Source organism: Corynebacterium sp. c25Ua_47, assembly GCF_039907205.1.
GTDB classification, from domain to species: domain Bacteria; phylum Actinomycetota; class Actinomycetes; order Mycobacteriales; family Mycobacteriaceae; genus Corynebacterium; species Corynebacterium hiratae.
In genome coordinates this window covers 137,155-150,347 of sequence record NZ_JASBOH010000001.1, presented here as the reverse complement: position 1 = coordinate 150,347, position 13,193 = coordinate 137,155, and the positions used below count along the sequence as shown (strand labels likewise).

The 13,193-nt window shown below is 63.0% G+C and carries 12 protein-coding genes; 4 read left to right on the top strand and 8 right to left on the bottom strand.

What is annotated here, in order from left to right; all coding sequences use genetic code 11:
• Complete coding sequence (locus QKE52_RS00675) at nucleotides 1–615, top strand: hypothetical protein (protein WP_070515724.1); 615 nt, start codon at nucleotides 1–3, stop codon at nucleotides 613–615.
• A gap of 114 nt (nucleotides 616–729) precedes the next feature.
• On the opposite strand, the gene QKE52_RS00670 is transcribed toward QKE52_RS00675, so the two are convergent.
• The gene (locus QKE52_RS00670; RefSeq protein ID WP_070546811.1) at nucleotides 730–1,926 is read right to left on the bottom strand and encodes a cobalamin-independent methionine synthase II family protein; all 1,197 of its coding nucleotides are present in this window, start codon (nucleotides 1,924–1,926) and stop codon (nucleotides 730–732) included.
• Nucleotides 1,927–2,038: 112 nt separating this feature from the next.
• Complete coding sequence (gene dnaE / locus QKE52_RS00665; RefSeq protein WP_070546904.1) at nucleotides 2,039–5,614, bottom strand: DNA polymerase III subunit alpha; 3,576 nt, start codon at nucleotides 5,612–5,614, stop codon at nucleotides 2,039–2,041.
• 65 nt (nucleotides 5,615–5,679) lie between these two features.
• Between dnaE and rarD the strand changes: the two genes are divergently transcribed.
• Entirely contained in the window at nucleotides 5,680–6,582 is a 903-nt protein-coding gene (gene rarD, locus QKE52_RS00660; RefSeq protein WP_049155295.1) for an EamA family transporter RarD, read from the top strand.
• On the opposite strand, the gene QKE52_RS00655 is transcribed toward rarD, so the two are convergent.
• Genes QKE52_RS00655 through lspA form a run of 4 tightly spaced genes read right to left on the bottom strand, consistent with a single transcriptional unit; the run spans nucleotide 6,579 to nucleotide 8,901 of the window.
• Nucleotides 6,579–6,848, bottom strand: a complete 270-nt coding sequence (locus QKE52_RS00655; protein WP_049155293.1) for a hypothetical protein — start codon at nucleotides 6,846–6,848, stop codon at nucleotides 6,579–6,581. The two genes, rarD and QKE52_RS00655, sit on opposite strands and share 4 nt — an antisense overlap.
• Before the next feature lie 18 nt (nucleotides 6,849–6,866).
• Complete coding sequence (locus QKE52_RS00650) at nucleotides 6,867–7,466, bottom strand: hypothetical protein (RefSeq protein ID WP_070515730.1); 600 nt, start codon at nucleotides 7,464–7,466, stop codon at nucleotides 6,867–6,869.
• A complete protein-coding gene (locus QKE52_RS00645; RefSeq protein WP_070512496.1) occupies nucleotides 7,463–8,386 on the bottom strand; it encodes an RluA family pseudouridine synthase in 924 nt (307 codons plus the stop codon). The genes QKE52_RS00650 and QKE52_RS00645 overlap by 4 nt, the downstream gene beginning before the upstream one ends.
• Entirely contained in the window at nucleotides 8,386–8,901 is a 516-nt protein-coding gene (lspA, locus tag QKE52_RS00640) for a signal peptidase II (RefSeq protein WP_070515732.1), read from the bottom strand. Before lspA ends, QKE52_RS00645 begins: the two co-directional genes overlap by 1 nt.
• 32 nt (nucleotides 8,902–8,933) lie before the next feature.
• On the opposite strand from lspA, the gene QKE52_RS00635 reads away from it, so the two are divergent.
• Nucleotides 8,934–9,881 carry a hypothetical protein gene (locus tag QKE52_RS00635; protein WP_347947846.1) on the top strand — a complete coding sequence of 316 codons (948 nt, stop codon included), beginning with the start codon at nucleotides 8,934–8,936 and terminating at the stop codon, nucleotides 9,879–9,881.
• 148 nt (nucleotides 9,882–10,029) lie between these two features.
• Here the strand turns inward: QKE52_RS00635 and QKE52_RS00630 are convergent, their stop codons facing one another.
• The gene (locus QKE52_RS00630; RefSeq protein ID WP_347947845.1) at nucleotides 10,030–10,632 is read right to left on the bottom strand and encodes a hypothetical protein; all 603 of its coding nucleotides are present in this window, start codon (nucleotides 10,630–10,632) and stop codon (nucleotides 10,030–10,032) included.
• 106 nt (nucleotides 10,633–10,738) lie between these two features.
• On the opposite strand from QKE52_RS00630, the gene QKE52_RS00625 reads away from it, so the two are divergent.
• The gene (locus QKE52_RS00625) at nucleotides 10,739–11,674 is read left to right on the top strand and encodes an asparaginase (RefSeq protein WP_347947844.1); all 936 of its coding nucleotides are present in this window, start codon (nucleotides 10,739–10,741) and stop codon (nucleotides 11,672–11,674) included.
• Here QKE52_RS00625 and QKE52_RS00620 read toward each other — a convergent pair.
• The gene (locus QKE52_RS00620) at nucleotides 11,671–13,125 is read right to left on the bottom strand and encodes a DNA polymerase IV (protein WP_347947842.1); all 1,455 of its coding nucleotides are present in this window, start codon (nucleotides 13,123–13,125) and stop codon (nucleotides 11,671–11,673) included. The two genes, QKE52_RS00625 and QKE52_RS00620, sit on opposite strands and share 4 nt — an antisense overlap.
• Between the last annotated feature and the right edge of the window lie 68 nt (nucleotides 13,126–13,193).

The following is a 13,193-nucleotide window of genomic DNA, read 5'->3' as shown; positions in this document are numbered from 1 at the left end:
ATGCGCCTTTCAACCTCCCTGATCGCAGTGTGCACCACGACCATGGCCCTGGTAACTCCGCTGGCTGCAGCCGACGACGCTTCTGGTAGCGCTCAGCCCGCCGCGCAGAGCCAGAGCGGACAGAACGGTCAGAGCTCCACTGGCGGAAGCTCGATGAACATCGGTCACACCAATACCTCCGGCCTCTCCGAGGAGTGCGCGGATGCGGTGCGCAAGGCGCGCGAGGAGCACGAAAACGCGGTGGCCGATGACACTGCGGGCTCGTCCTTCATGGGGCCGAAGGAGCTCGGACTCGGCATCCTTAACGGTTATGGTTCCTCCGGTATGCCGGAAGAGCCGGACTGCGTCCAGGAAGAAAAGGACGCTGAGCTGGAGAAGGAGTGGGACGAGATGCCGGACTGGGTACAGTCTGCACGCCCCAATGACACGGCCGAGGAGGTCTTTGCGTGGATCGGTGGCGCGGCTGCGTTACTCTCCGTCGGCATCAACCTGCTGGCCGCGGTCGCGCAGTCCAACCCGGCTGTCCTCAACGACCTGCGTGCCTTCCTCAAGAGCCACGGTTTCTACTGGGATAACACCAAGAAGAAGGAAGAGGCCGACGCGGCTGAGGAATAATTCCCTACCGTACGATCTCGAAGGCGCGAACCTCACTTGGTTCGCGCCTATTTATTTCGCCCTCGGACGGGACCGCGCACTAGAGCATTTGCGCGCCCCAGCCCGGGCGACGGGTTAGAACAGTTCCTCCGTGGCGATCTGTGCGCCTTCGACGAGGGACTCCAACTTTGCCCACGCGATCTGGTGATGCAGGCGTCCACCGAGACCGCAATCCGTCGACGCGATGACGTTCTCGGGGCCCACCAGCTCGGCGAAACGGATGATGCGATCCGCCACCAGGCGCGGGTGCTCCACGGCGTTCGTGGAGTGCGAAATCACGCCCGGGTAGATGACAGTGCCCTCCGGCAGTTTGTGGTCCTGCCACACACGCCACTCGTGCGCGTGGCGCGGCGAGGCGCCCTCAAAGGAGAAGCCGCCGACCTTGGCCTGCAGGATCTCTTCAATGATGTCCGCGAACGGAATATCCGTCACGTGCGGGCCGTGCCAGGAACCCCAGCAGATGTGCAGACGGGTCTGCTCGCGCGGGATGTCCTTGATGGACTCATTGAGGATGTCGATGCGCTCGCGCAGGAATGCCTGGAAGTCCTCTACGGTCGGTTCCGGGACCACCGAGTCCCAAGCTTCGGCCAGATCCGGGGCATCGAACTGGACTGTTAGACCGGCATCGGTAATGGCCTTGTACTCCACCTTGAGCGCCTCGCCACACGCACGCACGAGATCGGACTCATCCTCGTAGTACTTGTTGGGCAGACGTGCCGCAGCACCCGGAGATAGGGCGGCGACGAAGCCTTCGGTGCCTTCGGGGAGGGCGTGGGCAAGCAGCTTCACGTCCGCCTCGACCTGCTCCTGGCCGATGTACGTAACCGGGCCGGTGAACTCCGGGTTAGCTACCTTCTTGCGGCCGGTAAAGATACCCGAATCCGGATCGTTGTAAGCCTCGGCGAACAGTGCGCGGTCGCGGCGATCCTTCATCGAGGAAAGGCGAATCTTGCCCGGCTCGGAGCGGATCTTGTCACCGATTTCCCAGCGGTCCTTGTCCGTCATGGTCAAACCACCCAGGCGGGTAAAGGAGTAGTTCCACCAAGCGCCATAGTCCACAGCGCCGGAGGTGATGTGGCCGTACTCGCCCTCGTTGATGATGTCGATGCCGAGATCAACCTGGCGCTTGACCACGTCAGCGACCGAGCGCTGAAGAATCTCGTGGAACTTCTCATCGGAGATGGTGCCGGCAGAACGCTCGAGGTTAGCTTCCAGCAGCTCCTTGGTGCGCGGCAGCGAGCCAACGTGGGTGGTGCGGATCTTATTGACCATGAGGAAACGGTCTCCCTTTCAACTAGACTGTGCTGTCTAGCGTAACCCACGGGCGAAGCGCAGCCCGCCTCATTCTGTACTTTTATTCAGCACGCGAATACAGGGTGTCACCTCAGCCGAGAATTCCGGCGCCCATCGTCGCCTTGAGATCACCCATGAGGTTGCTGGAGCGCTCCACACGCAAGTGCTCGCCAAGGACCATCATGGTGGACTCTTCGCCGTCGACAAGCGTGAGGTACACGTCCGACTCGCCTTTGTTGTTGACCAGGACCTGCTTCAGCCGTGCGATGTTGTCCATCGTGCACTGATCCGTGCGCATGGTCAGCCGCAGTGGCAGGCCGGCACCGTTACCAGGCCCCAAGTCAGGAACGCGAATATCGGAACAGAACAGGGACATGCGCTCATCGCGGATCTTCACCTGGACCTTGGCCAGGATGATATTGTCTTCCGCAATCTGCGGGGCCACCAGCGAGTACACCTGGTTGAACACGAGGATATCCACCTGGGCGCCGTTATGGTCCTCGATGCTGACGATGGCCCAGGGCGAGCCATCGCGCTTGGAAAAGCGCCTGTCGACGCCCGAGATAATGCCGCCGATCACCAGCTCCTGCCCGTTGCCGACTTCACCGTTGAGGATCTTGGTAATCGGGGTGTCGGTCTGCGCGTTGAGGGCTTCCTCGAAGCCATCGAGCGGGTGGCCGGACACGTACAGGCCGAGCATCTCCCTCTCCAAGGCCAGCTCGTGCTTTCGATCCCAGTTCTCATCTGGGATATCGATGGCGAAGGCGGAGACAGAGTCGCCCTGTTCATCACCACCGCCAAAGCCAGCGAAGAGGTCAAATTGGCCCTTGTCGGCTGCTTTTTTGGTAGTCTGCACCGAATCCACGGCATCCTCGTGGATGAGCATGAGGCCCTTGCGCGGGTGTTCCAGGGAATCGAAGGCGCCGGCCTTGATGAGGGATTCGGTCACGCGCTTCGAACAGGCAGCCAGCTCGATCTTCTCCAGGTAATCGGAGAAGGACGTGAAAGCGCCTTTCTCCCGGCGGGTCTTCACGATGGAATCCACCACTTCCCCACCGACGTTGCGGATAGCGCCCATGCCGAAGCGGATATCCTCGCCCACGGCCTGGAAGGTTTCTTGGGACTCATTGACGTCCGGGGAGAGCACGCGGATGCCCAGGTGGCGACAGTCGGCCAGGTAGATAGCGGACTTATCCTTCTTGTCACCCACCGAGGTCAGCAGCGCGGCCATGTACTCCGGCGCGTAATAGGCCTTCAGGTAAGCCGTCCAGAAGGACACCAACCCGTAACCGGCGGCGTGGGACTTGTTAAACGCGTAGGAGGCGAAGGGCTCAATGGTGCCCCACAGAGCGTCCATGGCTTCCTTGGAGTAGCCATTGTCCTTCATGCCGCCCCAGAATTTGTCATACTGCTGGGCCAGGACTTCCGGCTTCTTCTTACCCATGGCCTTACGGAAGCCATCTGCCTCGCCGGCGGTGTAGTTCGCCACCTTCTGCGAGATACGCATGATCTGCTCCTGGTACACGATAAGACCGTAGGTCTCATCGAGGATCTCCTTAAGCGGCTCCTCCAGCTCGGGGTGAATCGGGGTGATTTCTTTGCGGCCGTTTTTGCGGTCCGCGTAATCCCAGTGCGCGTTCACACCCATCGGGCCCGGACGGTAGAGCGCCAGCGACGCCACAATATCCTTAAAGCCCGTCGGCTTCATACGCTTGAGCAGCTCCTGCATGCCGCCCGAGTCGAGCTGGAACACGCCCAGGGTATCGCCGCGCGAGAGCAGGTCATAGACCTTTGAGGCATTCGGGTCGTCGGCATGGAGGTCCTCTAGGTGGACTTCCTCGCCGCGGTTCTTCTTGATGTTTTCCAGGCAGTCACCAATCACGGTGAGGTTGCGCAGACCCAGGAAGTCCATCTTCAGCAGGCCGATGGCCTCACAGGCCGGGTAGTCCCAGCCGGTGATGTAGGCGCCGTCGGCTGGGCGCTTCCACATCGGGATGTGGTCCATAAGCCGGACCGAGGCCATAATGACCGCGCAGGCATGCACGCCGGCCTGACGGACCACGCCCTCGAGGCCGCGAGCGGTCTCGTAGATCTTCTTGACGTCCGGGTCAGTCTCAATCATCTGCCGGACCTCGGTCGCCTCCGAGTAGCGCTCGTGCTCGGGGTCCATGATGCCGGCGAGCGGGATGTCCTTGGCCATGATGGCAGGCGGCAGCGCACCGTTAATGCGGTCCGCCATCTGGAAGCCCGGCTGGCCAAAGTGCACCTTAGCGGAGTCCTTAATGGCCTGCTTGGTCTTCACGGTGCCGAAGGTAATCACCTGGGCAACCTTGTCCTCGCCCCACCGCTCGGCGGCGTAAGTAATCATCTCGCCGCGGCGGCGATCATCGAAGTCGATATCGATATCCGGTGCGGACGGACGCTCCGGGTTCAAGAATCGCTCAAAGAGCAGGCCGTGCTCGATGGGGTCAATGTTGGTAATGGTCAGCGCGTAGGCCACGAGTGCACCGGCCGCCGAACCACGACCCGGACCGACGCGAATGCCGATGGACCGCGCGTGTTTGATGAGCTCGGCCACGATGAGGAAGTAAGAGGGGTAGCCCTTCATGTCGATGACGCTGATCTCGTACTCAGCGCGATCGATGTACTCCTGCGGCACATCCCCACCGTTGAAGCGATCCTTCAGTCCTTCCATCACCTCGTGGGTCAGCCAGGAGGTTGGGGTGTGGCCCTCGGGGACGTCGGCAATCGGCATGCGATCGTGGGTGTGCTCCTCCCAAATCGCACCGTAGTCCTGCACGCGCTCCGCAATCCACAGGGTGTTATCGCAGGCCTCCGGCACCATGTGATCCCACAGTTCGCGCATCTGCGCGGCGGACTTGATGTAGTAGCCGGTGCCGTCGAACTTGAAGCGATCCGGGTCCATGAACGTCTTACCGGTCTGCACGCACAGCATGGCCTCGTGCGCCGGGGCTTGGGACTCCAGCACGTAGTGGCAGTCATTGGTCACCAACGGCGGCAAGTCCAGCTTGCGGCCGATCTCCAGCAGGCCGTCGCGCGTGCGCTTCTCGATGTCCAGCCCATGGTCCATGAGCTCCAGGAAGAAGTTGTCCTTGCCGTAGATGTCCTGCCACATCGCGGCAGCCTCGAGAGCCTCGTTGAACTGGCCCAAGCGCAGGCGGGTCTGCACGTCGCCGGAGGGGCAGCCGGTGGTCGCGATGATGCCTTCGGCGTGCTCGGCAATAAGCTCCGCGTCCATGCGCGGCCACTTTCCTAACTGGCCCTCGTAGGAAGCCAAGGAGGAAAGCTTGAACAGGTTGCGCAGCCCGGTTTCATTCTCCGCCAACATGGTCTGGTGCAGGTAGGCACCGGAGGCAGAGACGTCATCGCGCTTCTGGTCCGGGGTTCCCCACAGCACGCGCTTCTTGTTGAAACGTGACTCAGGAGCCAGGTAGGCCTCGATGCCGATGATTGGTTTAATGCCGGCGCTGGTCATCCTTTGATAGAAGGCATTGGATCCATACATGTTGCCGTGGTCGGTCATACCGACTGCCGGCATGCCTTGGCGGAGAACCTCATCCGCCAACATGTCCACCTTGGCCATGCCATCCAGCATGGAGAATTCGGTGTGGTTGTGCAGATGGACGAAGGAGGAGTTTTTGGCCATGCGGCTCATCTTAGCGGGGCCGTCAAACTTCGCCCGTAGGTCCTCGTTAAGGTACATTTTCTTAAATGTTCTACACTATTGCCGCCTATCTCATGTGGGGCTTCTTCCCAGCGTTCTTCCCGCTGCTGCGCCCCGCCAGCCCGTTTGAGATCTTGGCCCACCGCATCGTGTGGACTGCGGTTCTCGTCACCGCAATGCTGCTGGTGACTGGTGGCTGGCGCGAGCTCCGCGCATTCAGCTTGCGCACCTGGGGGTGGATGTTCGCCTGCGGCGTGGCCATCACCATCAACTGGGGTACCTATGTCATCGCCATCAACAGCGATCACGTGGCCGATGCCGCACTGGGCTATTTCATTAACCCGCTCGTCTCCGTGGCCCTCGGCATTATCTTCCTCAAGGAGAAGCTGACGAAGGCGCAGGTGGCGTCGGTCAGCATCGCCTTCATCGCGGTGTTGTGGCTGACCTTTATGACGGGCCAGGCCCCCTATTATTCGCTGGCCTTGGCCTTCAGCTTCGGAATCTATGGCCTGCTGAAGAAACGCATCACGGTCTCCTCGATGGGCTCAGTGGCCGCGGAAACCTTGGTCATGCTCCCCTTCGCGCTGGTCTACCTGGGCTACCTCCAGGCACAGGGAGAATCCACCTTCACTACCGAAGGCCCCGGGCACATCGCACTGCTGATTACCTCCGGCCTCGTCACCGCTCTGCCGCTGTTGTGTTTCGCCCAGGGCGCTAAGCACCTGCGCCTGTCTACGCTCGGCATGCTGCAGTACATGACCCCCATCATGCAGATGCTGTGGGCACTGTTCGTCACCCAGGAGCACATGTCCACTGAGCGCTGGATCGGTTTTGCCATCATCTGGGTGGCGGTGATCATCTACCTGGCGGACTTGGTGCGCATGGGCCGCGCTTCTCGACGCCGCGCCCGCCTCCACCCCGCCGACGCATCACCCACCGCAGAGGGCTAACGGCGCTTCAGCTCTTCGCGCGCTTGACGAGCCTGGGCGCGCCGGGCGGATTCCTCGCGCGCGTTGAGCGCCCACCGCGGCATGAGGATGGCCATGGCGATGCAGTAGATGGCCACCACGATGAGAATGCCGAAGGTGAGCTTGTCCGCTCCCCAGATTCCTTGCGCGATGGCGGCCCCAGAGGCGATGAACGCGCCCGCCCACATCAAGAGGTAGGCAAAGCGGTAGTTCGGCGGCCACTCGGTGGTGTTGGGAAACAGGCGCATGTCTTCTCCTCGGCTGTTCTAGCGGTTCTCATTCTGTCCGACGTTGGCGGGCGGGCGCACGCCGAAGGAGCCCCATGCGGCGTCAGCGGGCGCGACCTCCACGGTATCGACCCGCGGATCGTTAGCGAGGGCGCGCAGTTGGCTCCCCCCGGAATAGACCACGACGGCATCGACCTTCGCTGGTGCATCCTCCGCCATGTCACGGGCATGGTCGGCCACGCGGGCCAAGACGGTATCGATAACGTCGGCGCGCGTGGCGCCGGCGACAGGCTCGGGGACCGCGATGGGCGCGGCCAGCCCGATCACGATGGCATCCATGCGCTCGATGGGCTGCAGGGCGTCGCTCACGTCCTGCGGACTCAGCGGCTCGCGAAAGCCCACCAGCGCGTAGGCCGGATCGGTTGCGTGCGCTAATGAGGTCTCCGCGCGCTCCCGATAATCGGCCGCGCTCTCCGAGCCATCAGGGCCAAGTTGGTCTCCCTGCACCGCCGTGCTGGGCTGCGTTCCGAAGAGCCCGAAGGCGACCACCACTGCCAAGGCGAGCACGGCCAACAGCACCAGCGCCGCGGCACGGCGGCGCCGGTAGATGCGTTGGCTGGCGCGTCGCTGCGGGCTCATCCGCGCAAAACCTCCACGGCGTGCTTGAGATCGTCCGGGTAGGGTGCAGTGCACTCGAACCACTTGCCGGTTCCCGGGTGGGTAAAGCCGAGTTCGACCGCGTGCAGCCACTGGCGGTTAAGCCCCACACGCTTGGCCAGGTTCGGGTCACAGCCATACATCGGATCGCCGACACAGGGATGCCCGGTGGCGGACATGTGGACACGGATCTGGTGGGTTCGGCCGGTCTCCAAATGAACCTCGAGGAGGCTAGCCTCGCGGAAGGCCTCCAACAGCTTGTAATGTGTCACGGCCGGTTTGCCGTCATCGACGACCCCAAATTTCCAGCCCGCCGAAGGATGACGGCCAATGGGTGCATCAATGGTCCCCACGATGGGATCCGGCAGGCCCTGCACCACGGCGTGATAGGTCTTCTGCACGGTGCGCTCGCGGAAGGCGTTCTTGAGTTGGGAGTAGGCGCGCTCGCTGGCGGCCACCACCATGACGCCTGAGGTCCCCACGTCGAGACGGTGGACAATACCCTTGCGTTCGGTAGGGCCGGCGTCGGCAAGCGCATAGCCTGCTGCCCGCAGCCCGCCGATGACGGTGGGCCCATCCCAACCCAACGTGGGGTGCGCAGCCACACCCACGGGCTTGCACACGCAGATGATGTCCTCGTCCGCGTAGAGAACATCCATGCCCTCCACCAGCTCTTCTTTGGGAATGAGTGGCTCCTCGGGCGCTGGCATCATGACGTCGATCCAGCCGCCGGCACTTAAGCGCTCGGACTTGCCCACGGCGGCGCCATCGATTTCCACGTCTCCCGCCGCGCACAACTGGGCCACCCGGGCCCGCGAAATACCCAAGAGCTTGGCCAGAGCGGCATCCGCGCGCATGCCATCGAGGCCCTCGGGCACCGGCAACCTACGACTTTCGCGCATCAAGCTTCCCCCGCTTCCTGCTCTTGTGGCTTTTCTTTCATCTCAGCCCAGAACATCGCACCAATGAAGACCACGACGCCACAGGTAATGGCTGCATCCGCAATGTTGAAAACCGCGAAGCTGCCCACGGAGATGTAATCCACCACGTGCCCAAACCAAAACCCCGGCTCACGCACGAGGCGGTCGATGAAGTTGCCCAGGGCACCTCCGGCGATCATCGCCAGGCCTATCGCCTGCCACTTATCGTGAATGCGCGGGGCAGCGATGGCCACACCAATGATGAAGACCAATTGGATCGTGGTAAACAGCCACGTCGATCCCTCCCCGCCCATAGAGAAGGCAGCGCCGGGGTTAAACAGAAGGTAGAAGCGGAACCAATCACCAAAGACCGGTAGGGCTTCACCTTCAGTGAGGATGGACAGCATCAGCGCCTTCACGGCTTGGTCGACGGCAGCCACACCGAGCACCACCGCGACCATCACTCCGATATAACTCCTTGCTTTCACCCGTTCCATTCTAAACAGGCTCATCCGGTAATTTGGAATGCGTGTTTCGTGTGAGAGCCCTAGCAGTCCTGTCCGCCACCGTCCTGGGAGTCGCCGGCGCGCTGAGCGGATGTTCCTATTCCCAGCCGGCCAAGCCAGTCGAGGAGCCAGTGGGCCTGGCCCTCGATGCCCCGCGCGTGACCCTCCTAGAACCAGGTGACGGCGCCGGTCAGGTCCTGGCGTACAAGGACCTCGATGCCTCGCAGGAGCTGACGTATGAGGTCGCCACGGGCTTCGACCAGCAACTGCGCAAGGACGGCAGCTCGGCCCCGTCACCGGAGGCTCAGGACAAGGTCACTCTTCCGCTGCAGGCCTCGGTGGAGGCTGCCACCGAGAATGTCGAAGGCCAACTTCCAGCAAGCCGCAACGCCTTCGTCACCGTCGGAAAGCCGGAGGCTGACGGCGCGGATGTCTCCTCCGCTGAGGGCTTCCAGTTTGGATGGCGCGGCACGGATACGGGCCAGATGAACTCGCTACGCCTCGCTGCCCCGCAGGCGGCGACCGATCAGGCCCGCAGCACCGTCGAGCGCGCCATCACCAGCCTGACCTCACTGCCCATCGTCTTCCCTGATGAGGAAATCGGCCCGGGTGCTACGTGGGTGGTGGAATCGCGCGTCACTGGAGAATCCACGCTGTTGCAAACCACGACCTATACCTTGGACAAGCTGGACGGGGATATCGCTGAGCTCAGCGTGAAGATTGAGCAGCGGCCTTCCCTGGGCGCACTGTCCTTCGACGGCGCCGACGCCCCCGAAGAGCTACGTGGCAAGGAGCTGAAGGTTACGGACCACACGTCGACCTCGGAGGGCTCCGTTACCGTTGATCTGACCAAGCCGCTCCCCACCGCCGGCGATGTCTCCGTGACCACCGCGATTTCTTATGGTGCGGAAGGCTCTGATCTTCGCGTGGTGCAAACCAGCGCCACCGAGATGGAGTTCACCACCGAGTAGCCTGCTTCGCGCCTCACCTTCCCGCGCGAGATCACCGCGAGACAGCCTCCGCACAAGGCAGCGCCCACCACCTGGCTGGCATGAGATCCAGCGAGTGGCGGGCGCTTAAGTAGCGAGTGGCGGGCGCTTAAGTTATGAAAACCTGGTTTTACTGGGCGGGAGCCTCAGCACCTTCTGCGGGGGCGTCGGCAGGCGCCTCAGCGCCTTCCTCGGCGCCAGCATCTTCCGGCACGGAGTCCGCACACATCTCCGGGACCTCTTCCGGCGGGACGATGTTGGTGACCAAGACACAAGCCCAGGTCTTAGACAGCTTCCACGTGCCGCCCTCGTTGATGAACTCCACCTGGTCAGCGGTCTGCTGCTGGCCATCAGGGGTGTTGATGTGGACGGTAGCGAGCGCGGAATCCGGCACGAGGCCCGGGATGACCGGGGCCACAACCTCGAAGGTGGCACCGGATTCGGCCTGGGACTGCGACATGACGTCGAAAAGCTCCGGCGCCGTTTCGCTGCCCTGCACCAGCTGCACCTTCTCTTCCTGCGGCAGGTTCGGGTCGGCAGCCTTAGCCAAGATCTCGTTGAGTTCCTCCACGGAGGGCATCTCGGTGGAGACAACCTGCGAGGCGGAGGTTTCGCCCGAGGGCTTAGCGGCGGTGCTATTCTCGGCCGCGCCATCGTCGGAAGACGAGCAGGCGGACAGGGCAGTCGCGGCGCCCAAAGCCAGGACGGCGGCGCTCAGCTTGAAGGATTTCACAAATACTCCTCACGTTGGGGATCGTGGTTCATCCCTTTTACTCTAGCGCCCGCGAGCTTCACCCTGGGTTTCCCGCGCAGGTGCGCGCCTGTAGTAGCCTGCTGGCATGACTTTTGCACTCATCGCCACCGGTGGCACCATCGCCTGCACGACGGTCCGTGACGGCTCCCTCGTCCCCACCGTTAGCGGCCAGCAGCTGGCCGCATCCCTGGGCACCGAGGACAGCCCTCACGACATCGAGGTGGTGGAGTTCCGCGCGCTAGATTCCAGCTCGATTACGTTGGCCGACCTCGATGATCTGCTGCTTTGCGTGCGAGACCAGCTCGCCCGCCCGGACATCGACGGCGTGCTCATCACGCATGGCACCGATTCTTTGGAGGAGACCGCCTTAGCGTTGTCCCTTTTCGACCTCGGTGCGGGCCCCATCGTGCTCACGGGCGCTCAACGCGCCTTTGACCACCCGGATGGCGATGGGCCGCGCAACCTCCGCGAGGCCTATGAACTTCTATGTTCTGGGAAGCCGGGTGTGTGGGTGCAGTTTGGCGGCCACACCATCCCGGGGCGCGGTGCGCGCAAGTGGCACACTTCGCAGCTCAACGGCTTTGAGGAGCTGCCGGTGGGAGACTCCACCTTAGCGCCCCTTCCCCTAGCGCCCTTGGCCAATCACCCCGTTGAGATCATCGCGGCCTACCCGGGGGCATCAGCCGAGCTTGTCGACGCCTCCCTTAAACACGCCTCCGGCCTCGTCATCGAGGCGATGGGTTCGGGCAACATGGGCGCGGAGATGGGTGCCGGGGTAGCCCGCGCGCTGCAGGCGGGCGTGCCCGTGGTGATTAGCACCCGAACTCCCTACGGGAATACCAAGCTGGCCTATGGCGGCGCTGGCGGTGGAGCCACCTTGGGCGAAATGGGCGCGGTGGCCGCCGGTGGATTCCGCGCCGGGCAGGCCCGCATTATGCTTGCTGCGGCACTTGCTACAGGCACGCCGGTGGCAGAGATGTTTAGTTCGGCCCCTCCTGCCAAGACCTATACCGCGGGCTAGCTACCCCCTCGTGGTGGCACCTCTACCGCATCCTCGGGGTCAGCGTCTTCATCCGGCGGGATGTCTTCCCATGCCAGTGAGTCCAGCGGGTCGGCGGGGCGGAGGTCTTCATCCTCAGCCGCGAAGGAGCGCACGAGCCCCGGGCCCGTAGCGCGGGTTTCAAAGCGCACGCTGACCACCCCGTGGCCCGCGCCCTGAATCCAGCCGTGGCCGAAGTCGGGGTGGTAGACGTCTTGGGTCGCTCGCCACCGGTGGCTCGGCGACTCTTCGGAATCCGCAGCTCCGCCCGCCGGGGACACGTCCTCTGTCACGTGTGGCGTCCCAGGCAGATAGTCGCTGACCCCGGTCTCGTAGTCCGTGTCCGGTGCCCGGCGCACGATCTCACGGTCTAGTTCCGGAAAGAGCACGTCTTGGCGGGCCTCCTCTAGTCCTGAGTAGCTCACCCCCACCAGCCTGATCGGCCCAAGCTCCTCCGGGTAGCGGGCCAAGCTCAGTGCTTTGGCTTCGAGCACCTTCAGGTCATCGGTGGCGTAGGGCAAGGTGGCAGAGCGTGACTCGATGTGAAAATCCGCCATCCGCAGCTTCACCGTCACCGTGCGCGCGCCGCGGCCATCCTTCAGCAAACGGGAATGAGCGCCATGCGCCGCGCGAATCAGCGCCGCATCTACCTCTGCCGCCGTGCGCAGATCCGTTGGGTAGGTGAATTCCGTGGAGATCTGTTTGGCAATCGCACGCGGGGCAACTGGACGCTCATCAATCCCTTGGGCAAGCTCCCACAGCTGCACCCCCACCACGCCGCCGAGTGAAATCTCGACTTCCTTGCGGCTCATTGCGGCCAACTGGCCGATGGTCTCCACCCCGATGGCGGCGAGCTTTTGCTGGGTGACCGGGCCCGCACCCCACAGCTTGCCCACCGGCAGCGGGTGAATGAGCTCATCGAAGCGCTCCTGCGGGACCACGAAGGTGCCGTCCGGTTTGGCCTCCCCCGAGGCGATCTTCGCGCTCTGCTTTCCAGCACCCGCTCCAATAGAGCTGGGAAGGCCCGTCTCCGTTCGAATCACACGGCGGAGATTCTCTGCCCACTCGCGAACCTCGTCGGCTGAGGCACCGACGAGTGCCTCAGGTTCCATGAAGGCCTCGTCGATGGAAAGCTGCTCGATGACCCCAGCGTGCTCCGCAATGATCTCAAATACCCGGCGCGAAGCCGCCGAATAGACTGCTCGGCGAGGTTGCACCACCACGGCACGAAAACCCACGAGCTGCTGTGCACGGAACATGGGCATGGCGGAATGCGCGCCATAAGCGCGCGCCTCATAGGAAGCACCCGCGACGACCCCGCGGCCGGACGTCCCTCCCACCAGCACCGGCCGGCCACGCAGGGTGGGCCGAGTCAGCTGTTCCACCGAGGCATAGAACGCATCCATGTCGATGTGAAGAACCCAGCGCTGCATAGCTACAAGTCTAAAACATATATTCGCATCCACAAGGAAGCCCTAGGCAGACAAAGAGAACTAGCTCT

Coding starts and splice junctions, on each gene's coding strand:
- QKE52_RS00625 (WP_347947844.1), top strand. CDS start 10,739: ATGACTTTTGCACTCATCGCCACCGGTGGCACCATCGCCTGCACGACG.
- lspA (WP_070515732.1), bottom strand. CDS start 8,901: ATGGAACGGGTGAAAGCAAGGAGTTATATCGGAGTGATGGTCGCGGTG.
- QKE52_RS00655 (WP_049155293.1), bottom strand. CDS start 6,848: ATGCGCCTGTTTCCCAACACCACCGAGTGGCCGCCGAACTACCGCTTT.
- rarD (WP_049155295.1), top strand. CDS start 5,680: ATGTTCTACACTATTGCCGCCTATCTCATGTGGGGCTTCTTCCCAGCG.
- QKE52_RS00675 (WP_070515724.1), top strand. CDS start 1: ATGCGCCTTTCAACCTCCCTGATCGCAGTGTGCACCACGACCATGGCC.
- QKE52_RS00645 (WP_070512496.1), bottom strand. CDS start 8,386: ATGCGCGAAAGTCGTAGGTTGCCGGTGCCCGAGGGCCTCGATGGCATG.
- dnaE (WP_070546904.1), bottom strand. CDS start 5,614: ATGGCCAAAAACTCCTCCTTCGTCCATCTGCACAACCACACCGAATTC.
- QKE52_RS00650 (WP_070515730.1), bottom strand. CDS start 7,466: ATGAGCCCGCAGCGACGCGCCAGCCAACGCATCTACCGGCGCCGCCGT.
- QKE52_RS00670 (WP_070546811.1), bottom strand. CDS start 1,926: ATGGTCAATAAGATCCGCACCACCCACGTTGGCTCGCTGCCGCGCACC.
- QKE52_RS00620 (WP_347947842.1), bottom strand. CDS start 13,125: ATGCAGCGCTGGGTTCTTCACATCGACATGGATGCGTTCTATGCCTCG.